We start from the raw sequence: 24,629 nt of genomic DNA, 5'->3' as shown, positions 1-24,629 counted from the left end.
GGGTCAGGACTTCGGCAAAGTGCAGGCGGCGAAGGCCGGGCCGTTGTTCGGCAGCTTCAGGCCGCTGAGCTTGTCGCGCTGCGCATCGCTGGCATTCGGCACGCGCAGCGTCACCAAGGGCACTGCGGGCACCAGTGTGATGACCCGCGCGGTGCGCAGGCCGCGCTGCGACAAGCGGCCCAGTTCGGCTTCGGCGGCGGTCTTGTCGTCGAAGCGGCCGAGCACCAGGCCTGGCTCCAGCTCGGGTGAGTTGCTCATCGGCTTGGGGTCGAGCCGCAGGCGCTTGACCTCCTCGATCTTGCGCCCCAGTGTTTCTTCGTCGGCGTACTTGCCCATGTAGATCAGGAACACGCCCTTGCGCTCGCTGCTCACCGGCGTCCAGCTGCCGGGGCTCAGGCCGGCGTTGTCGCGCAGCAGCTTTTCGGCGGCGGCCAGCGCCGTGGCGGGCACCGGGCCGGCTTCGAGGCAGGTGCCGGGAGGTGCGGCCGCCGCACGGACCGCAGCTTCGGCTTCGCTGGCCGCAGCGGCCTGGGCGGCGGCCAGCGCGGCACTGGCCGCCGGCGCGGGCAGCACCCGCACCTGGTCGGCATTCACCTGGCGCTGCAGGCGTTCGGGCTCGCGGTCGGCATCGGCACGTGTGCCGCGCAGCTTGTCGAACAGCCCTTGTGTCCAGCCCAGCACCAGCAGGTTGACCAGCAGCAGCACAAGGGCCGCGGCCCTCAGCATGCGGGGGCCTCGCCCGCCGTCCCGGTGGTGCCGCCGTCGACCCCTGTGCTGCCGGCGCCGGCAGCGGCCACGCGGATGCTCACTTCGCCGCTGCTCACGCGATGGCGCTCGGCGCCCACGCGCAGCCACAGCGCGCCCTTGTCGTCGAGGCCGTCGGCCACGCCTTCGGGCAGCTCGGCCAGCGTGGTGCTCACCGCGCGGCCGTGCAGCGCATCACGCCGGGCATAGGCCGCCTGCAGCGGCGCGAAGCCTTCGCGCTCGAACGCGAGGATCGTGCGCACCAGCGGCGCGGCCAGCAGGGCCAGCGCCTGCGGCGCGCTGATGTCGGCCTGCAACTCCTGCAGGCAGGCATAACCCCAAGCCAGCTCGGCCATGGGCTGCGGCAGCACGTTCAGTCCGATGCCGATGACGGCCATGCGCTGCGTGCCGATCGACACCGTCTCGATCAGGATGCCGCCCAGCTTGCGGCCCAGGCCGCCGGCCTCCAGCAGCAGCAGGTCGTTTGGCCATTTCAGGCCGATGCGCGGCGCCTGCTCGGGCTGCAGCGGATCCAGTGCATCGGCCAGCGCCACGCCCACGGCCAGCGACAGGCCCGACCAATCGGCCGGTGCCAGCGGCAGCGACAGCGAAAAGGTCAGCGATGCGCCGTGGCTCGCGAACCAGGCCTTGCCCTGGCGGCCGCGGCCATGCGTCTGCTGTTCTGCCACCAGCAGGCAAGGCTGCTTGTCGCCGGTGCGCCGGCCCTGGGCCTCGTCGCTCGACGCATGGCCGGTGCCGGCGTGCCGGGCGCGGTCGAGCAGCTGCGTATTGGTCGACGGCGAGCGCGCCACCACTTCCACCGCCAGGCCCGGCAACAGCGGCTGCAATTGGTGCCACAAGGCCTCGGCGCCCCAGTGCAGGTGATGCAGTTGCTGGTCGGCCATGGTGATCTCCAGGCTTCAGGCGCTGAGTTTCTGCCGCTTGGGCGCGAGCATCGTGCCGCGGCAGGTCTTGGCGCCGCAGCGGCACGCGAATTGCCGCTTCAGCGCCGGGGTGTAGCGTTCGTCGATCACCAGGCCGTAGTCGTAGAACAACTCTTCGCCGGGCTTCAGGCTGCGCAAGGCCTTGATGAAGACGCGCTCACCGTCGTCGTCGGCTTCGCAGTTGGGGGCGCAGGCGTGGTTGATCCAGCGCGCCGCGTTGCCGCCGTGTTTGGCGTCGATCACACGTTCTTCATCGATGTGGAAGTAAAAAGTGTGATTGGGATCGCTGGGGTCGTGCGGGTGGCGGCGCAGCGCTTCGGCCCAGGTGATGAGCTCGCCGGTGTACTCGATGATGGTGTCGCCCTTCTTGATCGGCCGCAGCGCGAACACGCCCTTGCCGTGCACGCCGCTCTTGCGCACCTGGATGCGCCGGCCCTTGGGCGCCAAGGCGTCGGCGGCGCCGGGGGTCTTCTCGGGGGAGGCTTGCGTGCTGGGTTTCATTCGGTAAAGTGAATTCATGGGCGCGCGCGTGTACACCTGTGCAGGCGCGCGCGAAGAAGCGGATTGTAGGCACGGCCTATCCAGGGAACTGATCTGAATCCATGAGCAAGACACTCATCATTGCCGAGAAGCCCAGCGTCGCACAGGACATCGTGCGCGCGCTGACCCCCGTGGCAGGCAAGTTCGAGAAACATGCCGAACACTTCGAGAACGACACCTACGTCGTCAGCTCCGCTGTCGGCCACCTGGTGGAGATCAAGGCGCCGGAGGAATACGACGTCAAGCGCGGCAAGTGGAGCTTTGCCCACCTGCCGGTGGTGCCGCCGCACTTCGACCTGGCGCCGATCGACAAGGCCAAGACGCGGCTGAACGCCGTCGTCAAGCTGGTCAAGCGCAAGGATGTGACGCAGCTGATCAACGCCTGCGACGCGGGCCGCGAAGGTGAGCTCATCTTCCGGCTGATCGTGCAGTACGCGGATGGCGCGAAGGCGCCGCTGAACAAGCCGGTCAAGCGCCTGTGGCTGCAGAGCATGACACCGCAGGCCATCCGCGACGGCTTTGCGCAGCTGCGCAGCGACCAGCAGATGCTGGGCCTGGCGGACGCCGCACGCAGCCGCTCCGAGGCCGACTGGCTGGTCGGCATCAACGGCACGCGGGCGATGACGGCCTTCAATTCACGCGATGGTGGCTTCTTTCTCACCACCGTCGGCCGCGTGCAGACCCCCACGCTGTCGATCGTCGTCGAGCGCGAGGAGAAGATCCGCAAGCACGTGGCACGTGACTACTGGGAGATCAAGGCTGGTTTCGCGGCTGCCGCCGGCGAGTACGAGGCCAAGTGGTTCGACCCCAAGTTCAAGAAGAACGACGAAGACCCCGACCGCCGTGCCGACCGCCTGTGGGACGAGAAGGCAGCCAATGCCATCGCCGATGCCGTACTGGGCAAGAGCGGCATCGTCACCGAAGAGGCCAAGCCCAGCAACCAGTCCAGCCCGCTGCTCTACGACCTGACCACCTTGCAGCGCGAGGCCAACGGCCGCTTCGGCTTTTCGGCCAAGACCACGCTGAGCATCGCGCAGGCGCTGTATGAAAAGCACAAGGTGCTGACCTACCCGCGGACCGACTCGCGCGCACTGCCGGAAGACTATGTGCCGACGGTCAAGCAGACCTTCGAGATGATCGCCAAGGAAGACCTGCCGGGCCCGCTGCGCGAACTGGCCCAGCATGCGAAGAAGGGCCTGAAGGAAGGCTACGTCAAGCCGATCAAGCGGGTGTTCGACAACAGCAAGGTGTCGGACCACTTCGCGATCATCCCGACGCTGCAGCCGCCGAAGAGCCTGACCGAGGCCGAGGCCAAGCTCTACGACATGGTGGTCAAGCGCTTCCTGGCGGTGTTCTACCCGCCGGCTGAGTTCATGGTCACCACGCGCATCACCCAGGTCGCCGAGCACCATTTCCAGACCAACGGCAAGGTGCTGGTGAACCCTGGCTGGCTGGCGGTGTATGGCAAGGAAGCGCAGGACGAGGATGCCAACCTGGTGCCGGTGCAGCCCAACGAGACGGTGGCCAACGAGCACATCAGTGTTAACGCGCTAAAGACGCGGCCGCCGGCACGCTACAACGAAGGCACGCTGCTCAGCGCCATGGAAGGCGCCGGCAAGCTGATCGACGACGACGAACTGCGCGCCGCGATGCACGAGAAGGGCCTGGGCACGCCGGCGACGCGCGCGGCCATCATCGAAGGCCTGATCCTCGAGAAGTACATGCTGCGCGAAGGCCGCGACCTGGTGCCCACGGCCAAGGCCTTCCAGCTGATGACCTTGCTGCGCGGCCTGGCCATCGAAGACCTGACCAAGCCCGAACTCACCGGCAACTGGGAATACCAGCTCGCCGAGATGGAGCATGGCCGCCTGTCGCGCGACAGCTTCATGAAGGAGATCGCCAAGATGGCCGAGCGCATCGTGCGCAAGGCCAAGGAGTACGACCGCGACACGATTCCCGGCGATTACGCCACGCTGGCGACGCCGTGCCCGAACTGCGGCGGCGTGGTGAAGGAAAACTACCGCCGCTTTACCTGCAGCGGGGCCGATGGGGCCAGCGAGGGTTGCGGCTTCTCGATCACCAAGATCCCCGGCGCGCGCAGCTTCGAGCTGCATGAAGTCGAAGCCTTCCTGCGCGACAAGAAGGTCGGCCCGCTGGAGGGCTTCCGCTCCAAGGCCGGCTGGCCGTTCACCGCCGAGCTGCGCCTGGTCTTCGATGACGAGATCAAGAACTGGAAGCTGGAGTTCGATTTCGGCGACGACGCGAAGAACGGCGAAGGCGATGGCGAGCCGGTCGACTTCTCGGCCCAGACCGCGCTCGGCAGCTGCCCCAAATGCAAGGGCCGCGTCTTCGAACACGGCAGCAACTATGTCTGCGAGCACAGCGTCGGCGCGCATGTCACCTGCGACTTCAAGTCCGGCAAGATCATCCTGACGCAGCCGGTCTCGCACGAGCAGGTGCACAAGCTGCTGGCCACCGGCAAGACCGATCTGCTCGACGGCTTCGTCTCCAACCGCACCAAGCGCAAGTTCAAGGCCTTCCTGGTCTGGGACGAGAAGGAAGGCAAGGTGATCTTCGAGTTCGAGCCGCGCGGCGCCAAGACACCGGCGGCGAAGAAGACCGCCGCTGCGAAGAAGGTCGCGGCGAAGAAGACCGCGGCGGCCACCGAGGAGTGAATGCGACGAGGCGGGCGGGCGGATCGTCGTCATGGCCCTGCCTGCGCGCACAGGGCGAAGGCTGTGTGCTCGATGTCAGCGTGTCGCCGAACGCCAAGCGCACCGCCGCCGACGGCCTGCACGACGGCGCCTTGCGCGTGCGCCTGGCCGCGCCGCCGGTGGATGGCAAAGCCAATCAATGCCTGATCGACTGGCTGGCCGATGAACTGGGTTGCCCGAAGCGGGCGGTGACCTTGTTGCGCGGTCAGACCTCGCGCCGCAAGCAGCTGCTGTTGGCGCTGCCGCCGGCGCAGCTTGCGGCCTGGCTGGCACGCTGCTGCCCCGACACCGCGGCCTGAGTTCGCCTTACTTCATTGCCGCGTGGCTCAAGGACTCGATCTGCGAACTCACTTCCACCAGCCGCGCGGCGACCACGCCGAATTCGCGCCCGCCATCGCCGGCGCGTGCGGCCGCAATGCGCGCGTTCATCGCCACGATGCGCGCCTCGCCGGCCACGCGTTCGATGCTGCTGATCAGGCTGGCCTGGCGTTGTTGTGCGCGCTGCGCCGATGCGCGGGCATGGGTTTCATAGGACTGGGTCAGGTGGTTCAGCAGCGTCAGCAAGGGCGTGGCCAGCTCCACCAGCGTGGTCAGTGCCTCGCGGTCCTGCCCGCCGTTGCCATCGACGATCTGCCGGGCCAGCGAGATGAAGCGGCGCACCGCGGCGTCGGCACCGTCGTGGCCGAAGAAGGCTTCGCGCAGCGCCGAGGCCGGCGGTGGCGGCAGGCCGTCGCCGCCCTGCGTCAGCCTTTCATGGGCGGTGCTGAACTGCTGCAAGGCGTCGCGCGCGGCGCTGCGGGCCACGCGGTCGCCGCGGTCGGCCAGCAACGCCATCAGCGCGATGCGCTGCGACAGCATGCGCTGGCGTCCGGCCAGGTTGATCAGTGACGACCAGGTCTCGGGCGCCACCATCTCGCCCTGAGGCAGGGCGGTCTGCACTGATGCGAGGCGTGATACGGCAGTCGGAATCATGGCTGCTCCCTGTCTGTGTGCATGAGCATGCATCGTGCAAACTCTGTGCCTGGTTGGGACCCCCCCGAAGCGCCTGCGGCGCCTCCCCCCGAGGGGGCGGCCGCCTGCGGACCGGCAGAGCCGGATCCGCGACGGCTGCGTGGTTGGGTCTGGCCGCTTCAAATGACTGATAGGACTGTTTTACCGTGACGGCGCTGGTCTTGCACAAACTGCTGGCGATCTTCGTCACCGTGGCGCTGGGCTGGGCGGCGGGGCGCATGCGCTGGCTGGGCGCGGCCGGGGGCAGCAGCGATCCGGCGCGCACGCTGGGCAATGCGGCCTTCTACATCTTCGTGCCGGCCCTGCTGTTCCGCACCACCGCGCGGCTGGACCTGGCGACCATGCCTTGGTCCACCGTGGTGGCCTTCTTCGTGCCGGTGCTGCTGCTGCTGCTGGGGGTGTACAGCTGGGCGCGCTGGCGTGGGGCCGGGCGGGTGGCCACCGATGCGGCGCCCGACCTGGCGGCCAGCGAGCGCGCCGCCGCGGCGCCGTCAGCACGGGCGATTGCCGCGACGTTCGGCAACACCGTGCAGGTGGGCATCCCGGTGGCGGCCGCGCTGTTCGGCGAAAAGGGTCTGGGCATCCACATCGCGGTGGTCAGCGTGCATGCGCTGACGCTGATGACAGTGCTGACCGTGCTGGCCGAGATCGACATTGCGCGGGCCCGCGCCAAGCACGAGGCCACGGCCGGCCTGATGCGCACGCTGGCCGCCACCGTGCGCAACACCATCATCCATCCGGTGGTGCTGCCGGTGCTTGCCGGCCTGTTGTGGCATGCCACCGGCTGGCCGCTGCCCGGCGCGGTGGACGAGACGCTGCAGCTGCTGGGCACGGCGGTGGCGCCGCTGTGCCTGGTGCTGATCGGCCTGGCGCTGGCCTACTCCAACGTGGCCGGCGCCGTCGGCGGCGCGGTGCTGGTCAGCGTGCTGAAGCTGCTGGTGCTGCCGGCGCTGGTGCTGGTGGTGGCCCACTGGGGCTTCGGCCTTGCCGGCCTGCCGCTGCAGGTGATCGTGCTGATGGCCGCGCTGCCCACCGGCAGCAATGCGCTGATCTTCGCGCAGCGCTACCGCTCGCAGGAAGTCGAGGCGACGACGACGATCGTGCTGTCGACCTTCGGTTTCGTCTTGACCGCGCCGCTGTGGCTGGCGGTGCTGGCGCGCATCGCCTGACGCCGGCTCATCTGGTGCCGGTGGTCTCGCGCGGGTCGTCGGCGGTGGCGCTGGACAGCACGCGGTGCTCGCGGTCGAAGGTCACGCTGAACACCTTCTTCTGCTGGCCGTCGAGGAAGCGCCAGTCCCACACCTCTTGATCGGGTTTCATCGCAAAGCGCTGCATGCTGGCCGGCCGGCCCAGCAGGCGGCGCACATCGGCCTGGGCCATGCCCGGCTCGACCTTCGCGAAGGCAGCGGGCGTCAGCGCCTGGCGGATCGATTGCAGCTTGCCGTCGGCGCCCAGCGTGATGAAGTAGTTGGTCGAGCCTTCGGGCTGGCGCGGGTACTCGAAGACCTTCGAGCCGTCGGCCTTCTCGACGATCATCACCGGCTCGCCGAACTGTTGCCGCACATCGGCCTCCACCGAGACACCGGGCTGCAGCTTGTCGATGCGCTGCTGGTCGCAGGCGGTCAACGTCAGGCAGCACAGCAGCAGGGTCAACAATCGCTTCATCAGGGGCTCCGGCGGCACGCTTGAGGTCCGCGCATTGTGATCTGGGAAAATCAGGCCCATGAACCCAGCCGACATTCCCGCGTACATGGCCCATGTGGGTGGTGCGGCCCGCGTGGCCGCCACCGCGATGGCCGCTGCCTCCACCGCCGCGAAGAACCAGGCGCTGCGTGCGCTGGCCCGCCAACTGCGCGAGCAGACCGAGGCCTTGCAGGCGGCGAACGTCCGAGACCTGGACGCGGCCCGGGCGGCCGGCTTGGCCGAGCCGATGGTCGACCGGCTCAAGCTCACGCCCAAGATCCTGGCCACCGTGGCCGAAGGCTGCGAGCAGCTTGCCGCGATGCCCGATCCGATCGGCGAGATCTCGGGCGTCAAGCGCCAGCCCTCGGGCATCAACGTCGGCCAGATGCGCGTGCCGCTGGGCGTGTTCGGCATGATCTACGAGAGCCGGCCGAACGTGACGATCGAGGCTGCCTCATTGGCCATCAAGAGCGGCAATGCCTGCATCCTGCGTGGCGGCTCGGAGGCCTTGCACAGCAACCTGGCGCTGTGGCGATTGGTGCAGGCGGCGCTGGTCGAGGCCGGGCTGCCGGCCGCAGGCGTGCAACTGGTGGAGACCACCGACCGCGCGGCCGTCGGCCGACTGATCACGATGCCGGAGTACGTGGATGTGATCATCCCGCGCGGCGGCAAAGGGCTGATCGAGCGCATCAGCGCCGAAGCCCGCGTGCCGGTGATCAAGCACCTGGATGGCAATTGCCATGTCTACATCGATGCCGAGGTCGACATCGAGCAGGCCCTGGCCGTCACCGACAACGCCAAGACGCAGAAGTACAGCCCCTGCAATGCCGCCGAATCGCTGCTGGTGCATGCGGCGCAGGCAGCGGTCTTTCTGCCGCGCATCGGGGCGATCTTCGCGGCCAAAGGTGTCGAGATGCGCTGCTGCCCGCAGAGCAAGGCCGTGCTTGCCGCCGTGCCCGGCGCGCGGCTGGTCGATGCCACCGAGGCCGACTGGGCCGAGGAGTACCTGGCGCCGATCATCAGCATCAAGCAGGTGGCCAGCCTCGACGAGGCGATTGCCCACATCAACCGCCACGGCTCGCACCATACCGACGCGATCCTGACCACCAACCACCTCGCCGCCATGCGCTTCCTGCGCGAGGTGGATTCGGCCAGCGTGATGGTCAATGCCAGCACACGCTTTGCCGACGGTTTCGAGTACGGCCTGGGCGCGGAAATTGGCATCAGCACCGACAAGTTCCACGCCCGCGGCCCGGTGGGTCTGGAGGGCCTGACGTCCATGAAGTGGGTGGTCCTCGGCCAGGGCGAGTTGCGCGGCTGACGCGTGATGCGACACCCGATGCGCAGACCCGAGGTGCTTCGATGAGCCTGAACAGCAGCGCGCTGGTGCTCTTTTCCGGCGGGCAGGACTCGACGGCCTGCCTGGCCTGGGCCCTGCAGCGCTACCCGCGGGTCGAAACCATCGGCTTCGATTACGGTCAACGGCACCGCGTCGAGCTGGATTGCCGGCAGGTCGTGCGTCGCGAACTGGCCGCTGCCTTTCCGCAGTGGGCCGCGCGCCTGGGCGACGATCATGTGCTGGACCTGGGCCTGCTGGGCCAGATCTCCGACACCGCGCTGACCGACCAGCGGGCCATCGAGATGCAGGCCAACGGCCTGCCGAACACCTTCGTGCCGGGCCGCAACCTGCTGTTCCTGGCTTTCGCCGCGGCGCTGGCCTACCGGCGGGGGGCCTCGGTGCTGGTGGGTGGCATGTGCGAGACCGATTACTCCGGTTATCCTGATTGCCGCGACAACACGATCAAGGCGATGCAGCTGGCGCTGTCGCTGGGCCTGGCCGGGCCGATGACCATCGAGACCCCACTGATGTGGCTGGACAAGGCGCAGACCTGGGCGCTGAGCGAGTCGCTGGGCGGCAGCGCGCTGACCGCGCTGGTGATTGAACACACCCACACCTGCTACCTCGGCGAGCGCGGCCAGCGCCACGCCTGGGGTCATGGCTGCGGCGAATGCCCGGCCTGCCGGCTGCGCGCCGCGGGCTTCGAAGCCTGGCAGCGATCGCGATGAGTTCCGGCCTGTTGCTGTCGCTGGCCGTGCTGGCGCTGCTGTTCTTCTGGATGCTGGGCGCCTACAACCGCGTGGTGGCCTTGCGCAGCCCGATCATTGCTGCCTGGGCGCAGCTGGAGGTGGTACTGCAGGCGCGGCGCCAGGCCATGGCCGGCTTGCTGGTGGCGGCCGAGCCGCGGCTCGCGGCCGAGCGCGCTGCGTTGGAAGCGGTGATCGCCGCGCAGGCCCAGCTGGGGCAGGCGGCCGATGCGGTGCGACCGCGGCCGGCGCATGCCGAGAGCGTCGCGGCGCTGGCCCGTGCCGATGCCGCGCTGGTGCCGGCGCTGGCCCGCCTGGCCTCGTTGATCGAGCAGCAGCCCGATTGGCGTGAAGACGCCGCGTTGGCCGAGCCGCTGCAGGCCCTGCGGGACCTGGCACCGCGCTGGCAGTTCGCGCGCCAGGTCTTCAACGAGGCCTCGGCGGCCTACAACGCCGCGGTACTGCAGTTCCCGACGCGTTTGCTGTCAGGCGTGTTCCACTTCGGCCGCGCCGGCCAGCTGTAGAAAACCTAGCACATGACGGACGCGGTAGCGACCAGCTCGTCGAACATCGCCATCGAGACCTTGCCCGAGATCACATACGGATCCAGCGTCGCCGTGGCCGAGTACTTCAGCAGCAAGGCCGGGTTCAGCCGCGCCATGTTCACCTGGCCCATCGCCCAGCCGGCGAAGCGGCGTTCGCCGATCTCCTCGTAGCTCAGCAGCACCACATCGGTGTGCCGCGGGTCGGCCGCGATGCGGTTGTACAGCTGGCTCACCGCCGAACGCCCGCCTTCGAGCGCCTGGATGAACACGCCGCCGGAATAACACAGCAGCCCGGTGATGCCCTTGGCCGGGTTGTTGTGCTTGCTCTGCCGCAGGATGGTGTGCAGTTCGTCGTTGTCGATGGCGGGCACGGCCCGGCTCGCATACATCAGTCGCACCAGCATCATGGTCGGACTCCAGGAGATCAACTCGAGTTCTTCTTCGACATCAGCGACAGGAATTCCCGCCGCAGGTTCGGGTCCTTCAGGAACGAGCCGCGCATCACGCTGTTGGTCATCGCGGTGTCGTCGTCCTTCACGCCGCGCCAGTGCATGCAGAAGTGGTCGGCCTCCATCACGATGGCCAGGCCATCGGGCTTCACGCGTTCCTGCAGCGTGTCGGCCAGCATCACCACCGCTTCTTCCTGGATCTGCGGCCGGGTCATCACCCAGTCGCAGACGCGGGCGTACTTCGACAGTCCGATCAGGTTGGAATGTTCATTCGGCAGGATGCCGATCCACACCCGCCCGAGGATCGGGCACAGGTGGTGCGAGCAGGCGCTGCGCACGGTGATCGGGCCGACGATCATCAGCTCGTTCAGGCGCGAGAAGTTCGGGAACTCGGTCACCGCCGGCGGCGGCACGTAGCGGCCGCGGAACACTTCCTCGATGAACATCTTGGCCACGCGCCGGGCCGTTTCGTTGGTGTTGTGGTCGCTCTCGGTGTCGATCACCAGCGACTGCAGCACGCCCTGCATCTGCGCCTGCACCTCGGCCTTCAACTCCTCCAGCTCGCCGTCGCGGATGTGTTCGGAGATGTTGTCGTTGGCGTGGTAGCGGCAATCGGCGCCGACCAGGCGGTAGCGGATGCGCTGCGAGGCGGGCAGCGCCGCGAGCTCTTCCTCGTTGCGGAAGATGGGGAGGGTGTCTCGTCCCGGCATGGTGTTTCGGTGGCGGAGGAAGCAGGGGCGCTGATTGTGCGCCGGCCCGCCGGTGCGCGCAGGGCCAGGGGATAGACTGATCCGATGACTCCCGCTTCTCCGCCGCTGGCGCGCCTGCTTGATGCCACCGCCGATGCGGTGGCCGCGGTGCGCGCCGGCCGTTCACTCACCGATGTGCTGGCACGCTGCCCACCCGATTTGCGCGGCGGTACGCAGGCGCTGAGCTTCCATGCGCTGCGCTGGCTGGGCGGCGCGATGGCCGCGCGGGCGCTGATGGCGCCGAAGGAGCCGCCGCAGAACGTCGATGCGCTGCTGGTGACGGCGATTGCGCTGCTGTGGCCGGGCAGTGAGCCGCCCTATGCCGAACACACGCTGGTCGACCAGGCGGTCACCGCCGCGCGCCAGCGCACGCCGGCCGCGGCGAACTTCGTCAATGCGGTGCTGCGGCGCTTCGTGCGCGAGCGGGACGCGCTGGTCGAAGCGGCGCGGCATCAGCCGGTGGCCGCCTACAACCATCCGCTGTGGTGGATCGAGCGCATCAAGCAGGACTGGCCGCAGCAGTGGCAGGCCTTGCTGCTGGCCGCCAACCGCCACCCGCCGATGGTGCTGCGGGTCAACGCGCGGCGCGGCACGGCGCAGAGCTATGTGCAGCACCTGGCTGGGCTGGGCCGCGCGGCCACCGCCGTTGGCGAGCACGCGGTGCAACTGCACAAGCCGTCGCCGGTGCACGAACTGCCGGGCTTTGCCGGAGGCGAAGTCTCGGTGCAGGACCTGTCGGCGCAGCGTGCCGCACCACTGTTGCTGGCCGCCGGCCTGCCGCCGGGTGCGCGCGTGCTCGATGCCTGCGCCGCCCCGGGCGGCAAGACGGCGCACCTGCTGGAGCTGGCCGATCTGGACGTGCTGGCGCTGGACAGCGACCCGCTGCGCCTGGCCCGCGTGCAGGACACGCTGAATCGCCTGCAGCTGACGGCGCGCCTGCAGGCCGCCGATGCGCGCGACGTGCCGCGCTGGTGGGATGGCGACCCCTTTGATGCCATCTTGCTCGACGCACCGTGCACCGCCTCCGGCATCGTGCGCCGGCATCCGGATGTGCGCTGGCTGCGCCGCATGGACGACGTGGTGGCGCTGGCCCGTATCCAGGCCGAGTTGCTGGACGCGCTGTGGCCGCTGCTCAAGCCCGGCGGCCGGCTGCTGTATGCCACCTGCTCGATCTTCAAGCTCGAAGGCCAGCAACAGATCGACGCTTTTTTGCAACGGCAGGCGGCTGACAAGCCCCGGCTGGACCCGGCCTCTCCCGGTCATCTGCCGGGGCTGCCGGACAATGCAGTTCGACCCGGCCTCGCGCCTGAAACAAGCGGTGACGGCTTCTACTACGCACTGATTCACAAACCCTGAGCTCAGCGCCCCTGATGCGCCGCACCTCCTTGCTTTCGCTGCTGCTGCGCATCTCCTACCAGGCGGTGGTGTGGGCCATGCTGCTGGGCGTGGGCGGCGGTGTGCGTGCGCAGGGCGTCGAGTTCACGACGCTGGAAGTGGCACGCCAGGACGGCGCGCTGACGCTCGAGTACAGCAGCCGCCTGACCCTGTCGCGCGCCGTCGAAGACGCGCTGCAGCGCGGCGTGCCGGTGTACTTCAGCGCCCAGGTCGTGGTGCTGCGCAGCCGCTGGTACTGGCGCGACGAGCGTGTCGCCCGCATCACGCGCAACTGGCGCCTGTCCTACCAACCGCTGACGGCCACTTGGCGCGTCAGCCTGGGCGGCCTGTCGCAGAGTTTCCCGACGCTGGCCGAGGCGCTGACGCCGATGTCGCGCGTCTCGGGCTGGCGCCTGGTCGAGGCCGAGAAGCTTGAGCCCGGCGAGCGCTACTACATCGAGTTCAGCTTCCAGCTCGACAACAGCCAGCTGCCGCGGCCGATGCAACTGGACCTGGGGCAGGACTGGAAGCTGGGCATCGAGCGCACATTGCGAGTGGAATGAGCAAGTCGGCGCGCTGGGCCCTGCTGGTATCGCTGATCGCGGTGCTGGGCATTTCGCTGCTGCTCGTCTACCTGCTGTCGCTGGGCACCGCGGGGCGTGGGCTGGAGCGTCACTTCGTCTGGCTGTTCTGGGTCAACGTCGCCGTCGGCGCCTTGCTGCTGCTGCTGATCGGCCTGGCCGCGGCGCGGCTGCTGGTGCGGCTGCGCCAGCGCAAGTTCGGCAGCCGGCTGCTGGCCAAGCTGGCCGGCATCTTCGCGATGGTCGGCGTGCTGCCGGGCCTGTTGATCTACACCGTGAGCTACCAGTTCGTCTCGCGCAGCATCGACAGCTGGTTCGACGTGCAGGTGGCCAGCGCGCTGGACGCCGGCCTGGCGCTGGGCCGCGGCACGCTGGACGCGATGGTCGTCGAGCTGTCGGCCAAGACACGCAGTGCGGCCGAGCGGCTGTCCGATACCCGTGCGGCCATCAGCCCGCTGGCGCTGGAGCGTGTGCGTGAGCAACTGGGCGCGCGTGATGCGGCGCTGGTTGGCGCCGGCGGCCAGCCGCTGGCCAGCGCCGGCGGCAGCACGGCGGCGATCATGCCCGAGCGTGCACCGGCCGCGCTGCTGCGCCAGGCCCGCGCCACCCGCAGCGCCAGCCAGCTCGAAGGCCTGGATGACGAGACGCAGCCGGGTGCGCTGCCCTCGGCCCGCGTGCGCTCGTTGGCCGTCGTGCCCAGCAACGACATCAGCCTGTCGGGCGGCGAAGACCGCTACCTGATGGTGGTGCAGCCTCTGCCGCAGCAACTGGTGGCCAATGCGCTGGCCGTGCAGGCCGCCTACCGCGAGTACCAGCAGCGCGCCATCGCCCGCGACGGCCTGCGCCGCATGTACATCGGCACGCTGACCTTGTCGCTGGTGCTGTCGGTGTTCGGCGCGCTGCTGCTGGCGGTGATGCTGGGCAACCAGATCGCACGGCCGATGCTGCTGCTGGCCGACGGCGTGCGCCAGGTGGCCGATGGCGACCTGACGGCCAAGCCGGTGTTCGCCTCACGGGACGAACTCGGCGGCCTGACCCGGTCCTTCGCACAGATGACCGAGCAGCTGGCCGAAGCGCGCGAACAGGTGCAGCGCGGCGTCAAGCAGCTCGAAGGCGCGCGCACACGACTGCAGACCATTCTGGACAGCCTGTCCGCCGGCGTCATCGTGTTCGACCGCAAGCAGTTGGTCGACACCGTGAACCCCGGTGCGACCCGCATCCTGCGCCAACCGCTGTCGGCCTACCGCGGCCGGCGCCTCGATGAAGTGCCGGGCCTGGCGGCCTTTGCGCAAGCCGTCTGGCAGCGCAGCGAACTGCACCGCACCAGCCCCGAAGCCGGCGAACGCGACCACTGGCAGGACGCCTTCGAGCTGCCGGTGGGCCAGCAGGAAACCGTCAACCTGCTGCTGCGCGGTGCGCCGCTGCCCAATGGCGCGCGCCTGCTGGTGTTCGACGACATCACCGAGGTCGTCTCCGGCCAGCGCTCGGTGGCCTGGGCCGAGGTGGCGCGGCGTCTGGCGCACGAGATCAAGAACCCGCTGACGCCGATCCAGCTGTCGGCCGAGCGCCTGCAGCACAAGCTGGAAGCCAAGCTGGAGGGCAGCGACCAGGCCATGCTGGTGCGCTCGGTGGCCACCATCGTCGCGCAGGTGCAGGCGATGAAGCAACTGGTCAACGAGTTCCGCGACTACGCCCGGCTGCCCGCGGCGCAACTGCTGCCGCTGGACCTGAACGCACTGGCCGGCGAGGTGCTGGCGCTCTATGCCCCGGCGCAAGAACAAGGCCGGCTCGACGCCCGGCTGGAGACACCGCTGCCCGAAATCCTGGGCGACGCCAGCCAGCTGCGCCAGGTGATCCACAACCTGGTGCAGAACGCGCTGGACGCGGTGGCCGAGCGCGCCGACGGCCATGTCACCGTGGTCACCGAAGCGGCGCGCAATGAAGGCGGCGAGCTGCGCGCGGTGCGGCTCAAGGTCACCGACAATGGCGGCGGCTTCAGCGACAAGGTGCTCAAGCGCGCGTTCGAACCCTATGTCACGACCAAGAGCAAAGGCACCGGGCTGGGCCTGGCGGTGGTCAAGAAAATCGCCGACGAGCATGGTGCGCGCATCCGCATCGTCAACCTGCATGCCGGCGCCGACGGGGAAGGCCCCGCCACCGGCGCCCAAGTTTCGTTATCATTTTCTCGGTTTGCCCCCGCACCGTCCCCCCTTCCCCCGTCCATGCCGGCGCCCGGCATGGCCATTGAACCGTCACCTGATGCCGGCGCCTGAGCCGGCGCAGGGGCAGTGAGCACGCATGGCAACGATTCTTGTAGTAGACGACGAGCTGGGCATCCGCGGCCTGCTGTCGGAGATCCTGTCGGACGAGGGCCACACCGTCGAGTTGGCCGAAAACGCCGCCGAAGCCCGCTCGGTGCGCGAACGCCTGCGTCCTGACCTGGTGCTGCTGGACATCTGGATGCCCGATGTCGACGGCATCAGCCTGCTCAAGGAATGGGGCGCCGCCGGCATGCTGAGCATGCCGGTGATCATGATGAGCGGCCACGGCACCATCGACACCGCCGTCGAAGCCACCAAGTACGGCGCCAGCGCCTTCCTCGAAAAACCGATCACGCTGCAGAAACTGCTGCGCGCGGTAGAACAGGCCCTCGCCAAGCCGGCGCCGCGCAACGGCCCGGCAACACCCAGCAACGGCTACCGCGCCGATGGCCTGCTCGGCAACGACACCGGCACTCTGGCGCCCATCGGCCAGCCCAGCCTGCCGGCCGCACCGGTGGGGCCGCAGTCCGCGCAGATGTTCGACCTCGACCGCCCGCTGCGCGAAGCGCGGGATGCGTTCGAAAAGAGCTACTTCGAGTTCCACCTGGCCAAGGAAAACGGCTCGATGACCCGCGTGGCCGAGAAGACCGGGCTCGAGCGCACCCACCTCTACCGCAAGCTCAAGCAGCTGGGCGTCGACTTGAGCCGCAACAAGCGCGGCGGCGTGATCTGACCGGGCGCGCGAAAACTCTGTCTATAATCGCCGGCTCGACAAGATTCCAGGCCTGGTAGCTCAGTTGGTAGAGCAGCGGATTGAAAATCCGCGTGTCGGTGGTTCGATTCCGCCCCAGGCCACCAGAAAAACTCTAAGCGTGACAAGCACTTAGACAAGGCGGCGGCCCCAGCAAGGGCCGCCGTTTTCGCTTCTGGACCCGGTTTGTGCTGCAGGTTGTGCAGCTCACAACGGGTATCCAGCGATGCATGACAGCGCGCCGGTGCGCGCCGTTGCAGGGGAGTTCTCTCCTGTGCGGGGTTGATGGCTAAACCCTCGGTCCTCTATGCAACTCCACTTGCGGCATCACTCGCCGCTCATGCCAACATCGACGACCTACGGTCGCGCGACCATCTTGGGCCGCGCACATGGCGCCGCCATTGGCTGCAGCGCGCCTGAGGCCGAGCGCGCGAAGAGTTTCGGGAGTTGGCTGGGAAGGAGCTGCAAAGCCTCGCCCGGAATCCAAGCGACTCTGGCTCGATTGGCTGCCCTGACGCGCTGGGCTTCTACAAGGACCAGCTGAACAGCTTGCGCCGCGCGAAGCGCTAGGGTCGCAGCCCTGCGGCCCTTGTCTTTGTGTCGCGAGCGCTCTCTGCACAAAGGGAGCAGGCCGCTCCTCTGTGAAGAAGCGGCCCGCCGGTGAATTACCTTAGGGGCTTTACGCCAGCAGACTTGCGCCGCCTACCTTTGCGGCGGCCTTGTCGAAGGTCCAGAGCGGCTGCTCGCCGGCCTGCGCTGCCAGCGCGATGTGCAGGCAGTCCGCGAAGTCAGCCGACGTGTTGCGGTACAGCTCGAGGGCGACCTCGAGTGCTTGTTCGGACTCGAAGGACAACTCCGCTGCCGAAAGGAGCTCCGATAGCACGCGAATTGTCTCGACCTTGCCGTAGCCGAAGTTTGAGCGAAGGACCCACTCCAGCTCGAGCGCCACAGTCACCGGCACGAACAGCGTCATCTGTTCGCTCACGCAATTGCGGATGAGCCGCCGCGCTGACGTCAACTGCGCGGAGTCATCCTGGACGATGTACCTGACCAGGACGTTGGTGTCGAGCGCCGGCATCAGCGCCAGGGGTTCATGTCTTCGACCGAGACACGCTTGCCCTTGGGAGCTTTTAGCATGCCAGCCATGTCTAGGATGGACTTGGTCTTCGCGCGAACGATGATGGTGCCGTCCGGCGTGACCGACCAGACCAGCTTCGTACCGGGCTTTGCGTGAACCAAGGCGCGCACGTCGGCTGGAACCGTGGTTTGCCCTTTGGCTGTTAGGGTGGACTCTGCCATGATGTTTCCTTACATTTGTGCAGATGGTAATGCGACCGGCGGCGGCTGGCAAGTCAGCGCACCAACAACGAATTCCTGCAGCGTCTAGAGAACGGCGGGCACCTCAGGCGCCTATGGCTCGCGACGCATGCACCGCGAACTGCAGGACCGCAGCCACCGCATTGGCCTGCGGCGCGTGGAGCGGCTGATGCGCGAGCATGGCATCCGTGCGCGGCACAAGCGGCGCTACAAGGCGACGACGGACTCCAGGCACGCGCTGCCAGTGGCCGAAACCTGCTGGCGCGCAACTTCACGCCCGAGGCGCCCAACCGGGTGAGGACGGGCGACATCACGCACATCCAGACCGGCGAAGGCTGGCTGTACGTGGCCATCGTGCTGGACCTGTTCAACCGCGAGGTCGTGGGCTGGTCGATCAAGCCTCGGATGACGGCCGCCATCGTCACCGACGCGCTGGGGGACTACATCGACGCCCCGCATGCCGCGGAGCCCGACCGCGTCGCCAGCGTCGCGGAGGCCTGCCGCAGCAGACGCCCAAGCCGAAGGCTGCTAGCAAGAAGAGCGCGCGGCAGCGCAAGTCCTGATGGCGGCCAAGACCGCAAGGCAGGGCTGGTTGCCAAGCCCTAGAGAGGTCAATGCTCTAGGGCTCTTTCTGTCGACGCAGGCTGATGTGCGAGTTGGGGCTTCCGGCGGCGAACACCGGCTGGTGCGCTAGTTGCCTAGATGAGCGGCCAGCGATGGCCACGCGAGAGACGTCAGTCCGCCGATGCAGGACATCGCCTACATCGTCCGTCGCGCTCGGCCGACATCTCGGCGCAGCCGTGGTCGCTAGAGTGCTTTTGCCGGCCCCACTCCTCCCTCCCTCCTTTCCGGGGGCCGGACTTGCGTCACGCACTTCGGTCCGTGGCGCTTTTCTATTTGGATCCGTGGGCGCCCATGTGAGCGGCATTTTCATCGGGCCCCGGGGGAAGCGACATGGCTGCGTGCTAGCCTCGGCACGAGATCCATCGAGCATCATGACCATCTACGGCATCACCCACAGACGGCTTGCAGTCAACGGCGCCATCGCCGCGATCCGGTGCCAGGTTGTCGACGGCAACCGCAACCTGGTCGGCCCGGCGCAGCAGTTCACCGCGCTGCAAGCGGCGGACCTGATCGACGGCGGCGAGGCCTTCGAGTTGTGGCCCCGTGTCGGCGCGGCGCGGGTGTTCGGCGGTGCCGTGCAGGTCCGGCGAGAGCCGGACGGCACGCCGCGGCTGGTGGAAGAACGGGCCGGCGGCCGCCAACTGCTCGACCTGCCGGGGTTCTGAGCACCGCGAGAAACGCGGCGGGCCGGGGCCGCAACGCCGTGTCGGCGTTGACAAACAGCGGCAATGCGTCCGACACCGGCGGCTCGCAAACTGGCGGTGTTGGGCACGCACTTCTCCCTGACCCTCCCTCCCTAAGGTGCCCAACCTTGGCGCCACGCGCAGCCCCAGGGCGGCGCGTGGCGTGTTTCTTTCGTGCGGGCCAGCCGCGCCAGCGCCGGCGCGGCCGCGCCTACACTGGCCGCTCGATGAGCGCTCCCCGCACGCCGTCTTCCCTTGCCGCCACTGCTTCGCCCGCTGACACGGGCGAGTTGGCGTATGCCTGGGTGGTGGTGTGGGCCTGCTTCGTCGGCCTGGCGGTCATCTTCGGCGTGGCCTATTCCTTCGCCGCGTTCTTCGACAGCTTCAGCGCCGAGTTCCACGCCCAACGCGCCGATGTTTCGCTGGTGTTCGGGCTGTCGGGCTTGATCTACTTCGTGCTCGGTGCCGGCGCAGGCGTGCTGGCCGACCGCTTCGGGCCGCGGGTGGTGTGCAGCGCCGGCATGCTGTGCATCGCCGGCGGGCTGCTGGGCTGCAGCTTCGCCGGCTCGATCAGCGCGGTCTACGCGGCCTATGGCGTGGGCATCGGCATCGGCATTGCGCTGGTCTACACACCGTCGATCGCCTGCGTGCAGCCCTGGTTCACGCGCCGACGCGGGCTCGCCGCGGGCCTGGCCAGTGCCGGCATCGGCGCTGGCACGGTGGTGGTGCCGCTGGCGGCCACTGCGCTGATCGGCCTGCTCGACTGGCGCAGCGCGCTGCGCCTGCTGGCGCTGGGCGCGCTGGTGCTGGGCCTGGGCGCCACGCTGCTGCTGCGCCGCGCGCCGGGGGCCACCGCGCAACAAGGCCGCGGGCCGGTGGCCGGCCTGACATTGCGTGAAGCGCTGCGCAGCAGCGAATTCCGCTGGCTGTACGGCGCAATCCTGCTGGCCAGCCCGGTGATGTTCATCCCCTTCGCGCATGCCTCGGCCGCGGCGCGGGACCTTGGCATCGATGATGCGCGGGCGGTTGGCCTGGTCGGGCTGATCGGCATCGGCAGCCTGACCGGCCGCTTCGCGATCGGCGCGCTGGCCGACCGCATCGGCCGGCCGCTGACGCTGGCACTGGCCCAAGCCTCACTGGGCCTGTCCTACCTGGTGTGGGGCGCCGCGGGCGGTTATGCGGCGATGGCGGTGTTTGCGCTGTGGCTGGGCCTGAGCTATGGCGGCATGGTGGCGCTGATGCCGGCGCTGTGCATGGACTTGTTCGGCGCGCGTGCGGTGTCCAGCATCCTCGGCACGCTGTACAGCGGCGCGGCCTTGGGCAACCTGGCCGGCCCGGTGCTGGCGGGCTGGGTGTTCGACCGCTACGGCGGCTACGGCCCGGTGATCTGGGGCTGCGTGCTGCTGTCGGTGCCCGGCACCTGGGCGGCCGCACGCCTGGTCAGGCGGCGATGAAGCGCCTGAGCTGCGGCATCCTGGTGATCAACGCGCAGCGCGAGTTGCTGCTGTGCCATGCCACCGGCACCTGGCATTGGGACATCCCCAAAGGCGGCACCGAGCCCGGCGAAACCCCGCTGCAAAGCGCGCAGCGCGAAGCGCTGGAAGAAACCGGCCTGCGCTTCGAGGCCGACGAGTTGCACGACCTGGGCCGCTTCAGCTACCGCTCGGACAAGGACCTGCATTTGTTCATGGCGCTCAGCGGGCGCTTCGATGCCGCCACCTGCGTCTGCACCAGCCACTACCGGGACAGCTGGGGTCGCTCCCGCCCGGAGATGGACGGCTTCGAATGGACCCCCTTCGAGCGCGTGCACCGCCGCTGCAGCCGACACATGGTGACCTTGCTGACGCAGACGCTGTCGCTGCCCGGCCTGTTGAAACGACTGAAGGGAGACCCCGCATGAGCTCCGCCCGGCCGCCCGAAGGGGCTCATTCCCGCTTGGCGGGACAGGGCCGCAGGCCCAAGGGTGCATCAGTGAGCACCATCAGCCTGCCGACGTCCTTGTGTGACAGCACCGCCACCGAGCTGCTGGCGCTGTACCGCAGCGGCCAGGCCTCGCCGCTGGAGGCCACGCAGGCGGTGCTGGCGCGCATCGAACGGCTGAATCCGCAGCTCAATGCCTTCTGCCTCGTCGATGCTGACACGGCGCTGGCCGCTGCCCGGGCCAGCACGGCGCGCTGGCAGCAGGGGGCACCGGCCGGCGCACTGGACGGCGTGCCGGTGTCGATCAAGGACCTGATCCTGACGCGCGGCTGGCCCACCCGCCGCGGCTCGCGCACGGTGGACCCGAACCAGGCCTGGGACACCGATGCGCCGGCCACCGCGCGGCTGCGCGAAGCCGGCGCGGTGTTGCTGGGCAAGACCACCACGCCGGAGTTCGGCTGCAAGGGCGAGACCAACTCGCCGCTGACCGGCATCACGCGCAACCCCTGGGACCTGTCGCGCACGCCGGGCGGCTCGTCCGGTGGCACCGCCGCCGCGGTGGCCGCCGGTCTCGGGCCCTTGTCGGTGGGCACCGATGGCGCCGGCTCGGTGCGCATCCCGGCGGGCTTCTGCGGCAACGTTGGCCTGAAGCCCAGCTTCGGCCGCGTGCCGGCCTATCCGCTGTCGCCCTTCGGCAGCGTGGCCCACCTGGGGCCGCATGCGATGAGCGTGGCCGACGCCGCGCTGATGCTGAACGTGCTGGCCCAGCCCGATGCGCGCGATTGGACCTCGCTGCCGCCCGACGGGCGCGACTACCGCGTCGGCCTGGACGACGGCGTGCGCGGCCTGCGCATCGCCTATTCACCGACGCTGGGCTATGCGAAGAACGTGCACCCCGAAGTCGCCGCAGCGGTCGAACGCGCCGTGCAGGTGCTGGCCACCCTGGGCGCGCACATCGAGGCGGTGGACCCCGGCATCGCCGACCCGCTGGACATCTGCACCGGACTGTGGTTCCTCGGCGCCAGCACGGTGTGGAGCGGCCTGACACCGGAGCAGCAGGCCGTCGCCGACCCGGATTTCCGCGCCGAGGCCGAACTCGGCCAGCGCCTGTCCGCGCTGGACGTGCAGCAGCTGAACCTGCGCCGTGGCGCGCTGGGCAGCCAGCTGCGGCAGTTCATGCAGCACTTCGACCTGATCGCCACGCCCACCGTCGCGGTGCCGGCTTTCGAAGCGCGCCCGGCCGGCCACTCGCCGATGGACCCGGTGGCCATGCTCGGCTGGACGCCGTTTTCCTACCCCTTCAACCTGTCGCAGCAGCCGGCCATCACCGTGCCCTGCGGCCTGACCCGCGACGGCCTGCCGATCGGCCTGCAGTTGGTCGGCCCGATGTTCGGCGATGCGCTGGTGCTGCGCGCGGCCAGAGCGTATGAAAGCGCACACCCGGCGCCGCGGCCGCCGCTGGCGCGCGACTGACCCCGGCTCAAGTCCACCGCCATTTCGCCGAAACTGCACAAGGTGATTGCGCGCCGGCTTTCCGGTGCGCGCGGGTCTTGTCGGGAGCGGTGGTGGTCAAGCGAACAGATCCATCCAGGGTGCCGTTCGGGGTGCCGGCCGGGGTGTTGACCGGGCTGTCGACCGAGTCGTCGACGCCAGCGAAAGCCCGGGTCTGGCCCTGGGCCATGGCGCTGCTGCTGGGCCTGGCCGTGGCCGGCCTGCTGCTGGCCTGGCTGCTGCGCGTGGCCTCGGCCCAGCTACTGCAACGCGACGCCGAACACACGGCGCTGGCCTGGGCCGAACTGGCCAGCGCCGCGGTGGAGGACCTGGAGCCCCTGCTCAACGGTGCGCCGTTGAGCGACGCCGCGCGCCGCGACCTGCTGCGCCACCGCCGCGTGCAGGAGGTGTTCCGCTTCAAGCTGTTCGACCGCACCGGCCAGCCAGTGCTGGTCTCTGACGACCTGGACAGGCCCACCGCCGCGGCACCGCAGCGCAACAGCATCGGCCACGGCAACACCACGGTGCGCGACTTGGTGCTGCACGGCCACCCGGTGATCGAGCTGCGCCAGGGCACCGATGCCAGTCGCCCGGCGGTGTACAGCGAAGCCTATGTGCCGATCCTGCGCCAGGGCCGCGTGATCGGCGTGGTCGAGGTCTATGTCGACCAGACCGAACGGGCGCGGCGCATCCGCTCGGCTTTCGGCTTGGTGGCCGGTGCGGTGTTCACGCTGCTCGGGCTGCTGGGCGCGGGCCTGGCCGGGTGGTGGTTGCAGCGGCTGCGGCTGGCCCGCCAGGACGAGGCGCGTGAGCGCTACCTCGCCCACCACGATGTCTTGAGCGGCCTGCTCAACCGCACCAGTTTCAACGCAGCGCTGGACGAGGCCGCCTGGCGCCAGGGCGGCGGCGGCCCGGGCTTCGCGCTGTTGTGCGTGGACCTGCACCGCTTCAAGGAAGTCAACGACGCGCAAGGCCACGATGCCGGCGACGAGGTGCTGCGCCAGGTGGGCGAACGCCTGCGCGCGCTGGTGCGCCAGGGCGACCGCGTTGCCCGGCTGGCCAGCGACGAGTTCGCGATCCTGCTCTCCGGCGGTGCCACGCCCGAGGTGGTGAGCACGCTGGCGCAGCGGGTGATCACCGCCTTGGGCGAACCTTTCATGCTGTCCGGCGCCAGCGTGGTCTCGGGCTGCAGCATCGGCGCGGCGATCTTCGGCGTCGATGCGGCAACGCCGGACGAGCTGCTGCACAAGGCCGACCTGGCGTTGACGCGCGCCAAGGACATCGGCTGCGGCGGCTTCAGCTTCTACGACGCGACGCTCGACAAGCGCCTGGACGACCGCCGCCAACTCGCCGGCGACCTGCGCGCGGCGATCGGCACGCCACAGCTGTGCCTGCACTACCAGCCCTTGTTCAGCGGCAATGGCCACCAGCTCGATGGCTACGAGGCCTTGCTGCGCTGGAGCCATCCGGTGCGCGGGCCGGTGTCGCCGGCCGAGTTCATCCCGCTGGCCGAAGAGACGGGCCTGATCGAAGCGCTGGGCCACTGGGTGCTGCGCACCGCCTGCGCCACCGCGGCCGGCTGGCCGGCGGGCCTGAGCGTGGCGGTGAATCTGTCGCCGGCGCAGTTCCGCCGTGACGACCTGGTCGATGAAGTGGCGAAAGCGCTGGCTGATGCCGGCCTGCCGGCCGAGCGGCTGGAGCTGGAGATCACCGAATCGCTGCTGATGGGCAATACCGAGCCGGTGATGCGCATGCTGGGCGAACTGGCCGACATGGGCGTGCGCATCGCGATGGACGACTTCGGCACCGGCTACTCCAGCCTGGCCTACCTGTGGCGCTTTCCGTTCCACAAGGTCAAGATCGACCGCGCCTTCACGCAACACCTGGCCAGCGATCCGAAGGTGCAGCTGATCGTGCGCTCCATCATCTCGCTGGCGCATTCGCTGGCCATCCGCGTCAATGGCGAAGGCGTCGAGACGGCGGCGCAGCTGCACATGTTGCATGCCCAGGGCTGCGACGAGTTCCAGGGTTTCCTGCTCGGCCAACCGGCGCCGGCCGATGCCTTGACCCATCTGCAGCCGGGCGGCACCGAGCCTGCACAACGCGGCGAGCGGGTGCAGGCGACGACCAGCGCGCGCTGATCGCGCGGCCGGTCTTGCTGCC

24 protein-coding genes, 1 tRNA gene and 1 pseudogene are annotated in these 24,629 nt (G+C 69.0%); 17 read left to right on the top strand and 9 right to left on the bottom strand.

Translation table 11 applies throughout. The annotated features are described in order from the left end of the window. Window positions 1-3: 3 nt before the first annotated feature. The 3 genes from VLK61_RS25040 to VLK61_RS25030 are packed head-to-tail and all read right to left on the bottom strand — an operon-like array spanning window position 4 to window position 2,189. Entirely contained in the window at window positions 4-726 is a 723-nt protein-coding gene (locus tag VLK61_RS25040) for a hypothetical protein (protein ID WP_325425098.1), read from the bottom strand. Further along, window positions 720-1,649: a biotin--[acetyl-CoA-carboxylase] ligase gene (locus VLK61_RS25035; protein WP_325425096.1), complete on the bottom strand. Its 930-nt coding sequence runs from the start codon at window positions 1,647-1,649 to the stop codon at window positions 720-722. The genes VLK61_RS25040 and VLK61_RS25035 overlap by 7 nt, the downstream gene beginning before the upstream one ends. A gap of 15 nt (window positions 1,650-1,664) precedes the next feature. After that, the gene (locus VLK61_RS25030) at window positions 1,665-2,189 is read right to left on the bottom strand and encodes an SET domain-containing protein (protein ID WP_325425094.1); all 525 of its coding nucleotides are present in this window, start codon (window positions 2,187-2,189) and stop codon (window positions 1,665-1,667) included. Between the two features lie 101 nt (window positions 2,190-2,290). Between VLK61_RS25030 and VLK61_RS25025 the strand changes: the two genes are divergently transcribed. Together VLK61_RS25025 and VLK61_RS25020 are read left to right on the top strand one after the other, a co-directional pair. After that, window positions 2,291-4,903: a DNA topoisomerase III gene (locus VLK61_RS25025; protein ID WP_325425092.1), complete on the top strand. Its 2,613-nt coding sequence runs from the start codon at window positions 2,291-2,293 to the stop codon at window positions 4,901-4,903. Continuing rightward, a complete protein-coding gene (locus tag VLK61_RS25020; RefSeq protein WP_325425090.1) occupies window positions 4,900-5,241 on the top strand; it encodes a DUF167 domain-containing protein in 342 nt (113 codons plus the stop codon). The genes VLK61_RS25025 and VLK61_RS25020 overlap by 4 nt, the downstream gene beginning before the upstream one ends. 7 nt (window positions 5,242-5,248) lie before the next feature. Here VLK61_RS25020 and VLK61_RS25015 read toward each other — a convergent pair whose 3' ends face one another. Continuing rightward, the gene (locus VLK61_RS25015) at window positions 5,249-5,914 is read right to left on the bottom strand and encodes a type IV pili methyl-accepting chemotaxis transducer N-terminal domain-containing protein (protein WP_325425088.1); all 666 of its coding nucleotides are present in this window, start codon (window positions 5,912-5,914) and stop codon (window positions 5,249-5,251) included. A gap of 185 nt (window positions 5,915-6,099) precedes the next feature. Here VLK61_RS25015 and VLK61_RS25010 point away from each other — a divergent pair, with 185 nt between their 5' ends. After that, window positions 6,100-7,122: an AEC family transporter gene (locus tag VLK61_RS25010; RefSeq protein ID WP_325425086.1), complete on the top strand. Its 1,023-nt coding sequence runs from the start codon at window positions 6,100-6,102 to the stop codon at window positions 7,120-7,122. A 7-nt stretch (window positions 7,123-7,129) separates the two neighbouring features. Here VLK61_RS25010 and bamE read toward each other — a convergent pair whose 3' ends face one another. Then, window positions 7,130-7,618, bottom strand: a complete 489-nt coding sequence (gene bamE, locus VLK61_RS25005) for an outer membrane protein assembly factor BamE domain-containing protein (RefSeq protein WP_325425084.1) — start codon at window positions 7,616-7,618, stop codon at window positions 7,130-7,132. An 85-nt stretch (window positions 7,619-7,703) separates the two neighbouring features. On the opposite strand from bamE, the gene VLK61_RS25000 reads away from it, so the two are divergent. Genes VLK61_RS25000 through VLK61_RS24990 form a run of 3 tightly spaced genes read left to right on the top strand, consistent with a single transcriptional unit; the run spans window position 7,704 to window position 10,245 of the window. Continuing rightward, window positions 7,704-8,957, top strand: a complete 1,254-nt coding sequence (locus VLK61_RS25000) for a glutamate-5-semialdehyde dehydrogenase (protein WP_414636857.1) — start codon at window positions 7,704-7,706, stop codon at window positions 8,955-8,957. A gap of 41 nt (window positions 8,958-8,998) precedes the next feature. Then, window positions 8,999-9,703, top strand: coding sequence for a 7-cyano-7-deazaguanine synthase QueC (gene queC / locus VLK61_RS24995; protein WP_325425080.1), 705 nt, complete (start codon window positions 8,999-9,001; stop codon window positions 9,701-9,703). Beyond that, the gene (locus tag VLK61_RS24990; protein WP_325425076.1) at window positions 9,700-10,245 is read left to right on the top strand and encodes a LemA family protein; all 546 of its coding nucleotides are present in this window, start codon (window positions 9,700-9,702) and stop codon (window positions 10,243-10,245) included. The genes queC and VLK61_RS24990 overlap by 4 nt, the downstream gene beginning before the upstream one ends. A 5-nt stretch (window positions 10,246-10,250) precedes the next feature. Here VLK61_RS24990 and VLK61_RS24985 read toward each other — a convergent pair whose 3' ends face one another. Both VLK61_RS24985 and folE read right to left on the bottom strand, forming a co-directional pair. After that, on the bottom strand, window positions 10,251-10,670 hold the full coding sequence (locus tag VLK61_RS24985) for a BLUF domain-containing protein (protein ID WP_325425183.1): 420 nt from the start codon (window positions 10,668-10,670) through the stop codon (window positions 10,251-10,253). Window positions 10,671-10,690: 20 nt separating this feature from the next. Continuing rightward, the gene (gene folE, locus VLK61_RS24980; RefSeq protein ID WP_325425074.1) at window positions 10,691-11,425 is read right to left on the bottom strand and encodes a GTP cyclohydrolase I; all 735 of its coding nucleotides are present in this window, start codon (window positions 11,423-11,425) and stop codon (window positions 10,691-10,693) included. 84 nt (window positions 11,426-11,509) lie between these two features. On the opposite strand from folE, the gene rsmB reads away from it, so the two are divergent. From rsmB to VLK61_RS24955, 5 genes are all read left to right on the top strand, one after another. Continuing rightward, window positions 11,510-12,820, top strand: coding sequence for a 16S rRNA (cytosine(967)-C(5))-methyltransferase RsmB (rsmB, locus tag VLK61_RS24975; protein ID WP_325425072.1), 1,311 nt, complete (start codon window positions 11,510-11,512; stop codon window positions 12,818-12,820). 14 nt (window positions 12,821-12,834) lie between these two features. Continuing rightward, the gene (locus VLK61_RS24970) at window positions 12,835-13,401 is read left to right on the top strand and encodes a DUF4390 domain-containing protein (RefSeq protein WP_325425070.1); all 567 of its coding nucleotides are present in this window, start codon (window positions 12,835-12,837) and stop codon (window positions 13,399-13,401) included. After that, entirely contained in the window at window positions 13,398-15,692 is a 2,295-nt protein-coding gene (locus VLK61_RS24965; RefSeq protein WP_325425068.1) for a sensor histidine kinase, read from the top strand. The genes VLK61_RS24970 and VLK61_RS24965 overlap by 4 nt, the downstream gene beginning before the upstream one ends. A gap of 25 nt (window positions 15,693-15,717) precedes the next feature. Next, window positions 15,718-16,413, top strand: coding sequence for a response regulator (locus VLK61_RS24960; RefSeq protein ID WP_325425066.1), 696 nt, complete (start codon window positions 15,718-15,720; stop codon window positions 16,411-16,413). A gap of 49 nt (window positions 16,414-16,462) precedes the next feature. Further along, window positions 16,463-16,538 (top strand) — tRNA-Phe (locus VLK61_RS24955). 572 nt (window positions 16,539-17,110) lie between these two features. On the opposite strand, the gene VLK61_RS24950 is transcribed toward VLK61_RS24955, so the two are convergent. Continuing rightward, window positions 17,111-17,509 (bottom strand): PIN domain-containing protein, encoded by a 399-nt coding sequence (locus tag VLK61_RS24950; protein ID WP_325425064.1) that lies wholly within the window; start codon window positions 17,507-17,509, stop codon window positions 17,111-17,113. After that, complete coding sequence (locus VLK61_RS24945; protein WP_325425063.1) at window positions 17,509-17,730, bottom strand: AbrB/MazE/SpoVT family DNA-binding domain-containing protein; 222 nt, start codon at window positions 17,728-17,730, stop codon at window positions 17,509-17,511. Before VLK61_RS24945 ends, VLK61_RS24950 begins: the two co-directional genes overlap by 1 nt. Before the next feature lie 106 nt (window positions 17,731-17,836). Here VLK61_RS24945 and VLK61_RS24940 point away from each other — a divergent pair. The 6 genes and pseudogenes from VLK61_RS24940 to VLK61_RS24915 form a co-directional block, all read left to right on the top strand. Next, window positions 17,837-18,183 (top strand): annotated as a pseudogene (locus VLK61_RS24940) (DDE-type integrase/transposase/recombinase); the annotation flags it as partial. A gap of 560 nt (window positions 18,184-18,743) precedes the next feature. After that, on the top strand, window positions 18,744-19,037 hold the full coding sequence (locus VLK61_RS24935; protein ID WP_325425062.1) for a hypothetical protein: 294 nt from the start codon (window positions 18,744-18,746) through the stop codon (window positions 19,035-19,037). Between the two features lie 245 nt (window positions 19,038-19,282). Then, entirely contained in the window at window positions 19,283-20,509 is a 1,227-nt protein-coding gene (locus VLK61_RS24930; RefSeq protein ID WP_325425060.1) for an MFS transporter, read from the top strand. After that, window positions 20,506-20,955, top strand: a complete 450-nt coding sequence (locus tag VLK61_RS24925) for an NUDIX hydrolase (protein ID WP_325425058.1) — start codon at window positions 20,506-20,508, stop codon at window positions 20,953-20,955. Before VLK61_RS24930 ends, VLK61_RS24925 begins: the two co-directional genes overlap by 4 nt. Before the next feature lie 71 nt (window positions 20,956-21,026). After that, window positions 21,027-22,448 (top strand): amidase, encoded by a 1,422-nt coding sequence (locus VLK61_RS24920; protein WP_325425057.1) that lies wholly within the window; start codon window positions 21,027-21,029, stop codon window positions 22,446-22,448. 206 nt (window positions 22,449-22,654) lie between these two features. Then, window positions 22,655-24,607: a putative bifunctional diguanylate cyclase/phosphodiesterase gene (locus VLK61_RS24915; protein ID WP_325425055.1), complete on the top strand. Its 1,953-nt coding sequence runs from the start codon at window positions 22,655-22,657 to the stop codon at window positions 24,605-24,607. Window positions 24,608-24,629 lie beyond the last annotated feature (22 nt).

This window comes from Aquabacterium sp., from assembly GCF_035476535.1.
Taxonomy (GTDB): domain Bacteria; phylum Pseudomonadota; class Gammaproteobacteria; order Burkholderiales; family Burkholderiaceae_C; genus Pseudaquabacterium.
Note: the sequence above shows the minus strand (reverse complement) of the source record. Positions and strands in the feature narration are given on the sequence as shown.

What these genes read in the sequence shown, in the direction of transcription:
- VLK61_RS24930 (WP_325425060.1), top strand. Translation starts at nt 19,283, where the DNA reads ATGAGCGCTCCCCGCACGCCGTCTTCCCTTGCCGCCACTGCTTCGCCC.
- VLK61_RS24950 (WP_325425064.1), bottom strand. Translation starts at nt 17,509, where the DNA reads ATGCCGGCGCTCGACACCAACGTCCTGGTCAGGTACATCGTCCAGGAT.
- folE (WP_325425074.1), bottom strand. Translation starts at nt 11,425, where the DNA reads ATGCCGGGACGAGACACCCTCCCCATCTTCCGCAACGAGGAAGAGCTC.
- VLK61_RS25040 (WP_325425098.1), bottom strand. Translation starts at nt 726, where the DNA reads ATGCTGAGGGCCGCGGCCCTTGTGCTGCTGCTGGTCAACCTGCTGGTG.
- VLK61_RS25030 (WP_325425094.1), bottom strand. Translation starts at nt 2,189, where the DNA reads ATGAAACCCAGCACGCAAGCCTCCCCCGAGAAGACCCCCGGCGCCGCC.
- VLK61_RS24990 (WP_325425076.1), top strand. Translation starts at nt 9,700, where the DNA reads ATGAGTTCCGGCCTGTTGCTGTCGCTGGCCGTGCTGGCGCTGCTGTTC.
- VLK61_RS24965 (WP_325425068.1), top strand. Translation starts at nt 13,398, where the DNA reads ATGAGCAAGTCGGCGCGCTGGGCCCTGCTGGTATCGCTGATCGCGGTG.
- VLK61_RS25025 (WP_325425092.1), top strand. Translation starts at nt 2,291, where the DNA reads ATGAGCAAGACACTCATCATTGCCGAGAAGCCCAGCGTCGCACAGGAC.
- queC (WP_325425080.1), top strand. Translation starts at nt 8,999, where the DNA reads ATGAGCCTGAACAGCAGCGCGCTGGTGCTCTTTTCCGGCGGGCAGGAC.
- VLK61_RS24915 (WP_325425055.1), top strand. Translation starts at nt 22,655, where the DNA reads ATGGCGCTGCTGCTGGGCCTGGCCGTGGCCGGCCTGCTGCTGGCCTGG.
- VLK61_RS24970 (WP_325425070.1), top strand. Translation starts at nt 12,835, where the DNA reads ATGCGCCGCACCTCCTTGCTTTCGCTGCTGCTGCGCATCTCCTACCAG.
- VLK61_RS24985 (WP_325425183.1), bottom strand. Translation starts at nt 10,670, where the DNA reads ATGCTGGTGCGACTGATGTATGCGAGCCGGGCCGTGCCCGCCATCGAC.
- VLK61_RS24925 (WP_325425058.1), top strand. Translation starts at nt 20,506, where the DNA reads ATGAAGCGCCTGAGCTGCGGCATCCTGGTGATCAACGCGCAGCGCGAG.
- bamE (WP_325425084.1), bottom strand. Translation starts at nt 7,618, where the DNA reads ATGAAGCGATTGTTGACCCTGCTGCTGTGCTGCCTGACGTTGACCGCC.
- VLK61_RS25000 (WP_414636857.1), top strand. Translation starts at nt 7,704, where the DNA reads ATGGCCCATGTGGGTGGTGCGGCCCGCGTGGCCGCCACCGCGATGGCC.
- VLK61_RS25035 (WP_325425096.1), bottom strand. Translation starts at nt 1,649, where the DNA reads ATGGCCGACCAGCAACTGCATCACCTGCACTGGGGCGCCGAGGCCTTG.
- rsmB (WP_325425072.1), top strand. Translation starts at nt 11,510, where the DNA reads ATGACTCCCGCTTCTCCGCCGCTGGCGCGCCTGCTTGATGCCACCGCC.
- VLK61_RS24960 (WP_325425066.1), top strand. Translation starts at nt 15,718, where the DNA reads ATGGCAACGATTCTTGTAGTAGACGACGAGCTGGGCATCCGCGGCCTG.
- VLK61_RS24945 (WP_325425063.1), bottom strand. Translation starts at nt 17,730, where the DNA reads ATGGCAGAGTCCACCCTAACAGCCAAAGGGCAAACCACGGTTCCAGCC.
- VLK61_RS25015 (WP_325425088.1), bottom strand. Translation starts at nt 5,914, where the DNA reads ATGATTCCGACTGCCGTATCACGCCTCGCATCAGTGCAGACCGCCCTG.
- VLK61_RS24935 (WP_325425062.1), top strand. Translation starts at nt 18,744, where the DNA reads ATGACCATCTACGGCATCACCCACAGACGGCTTGCAGTCAACGGCGCC.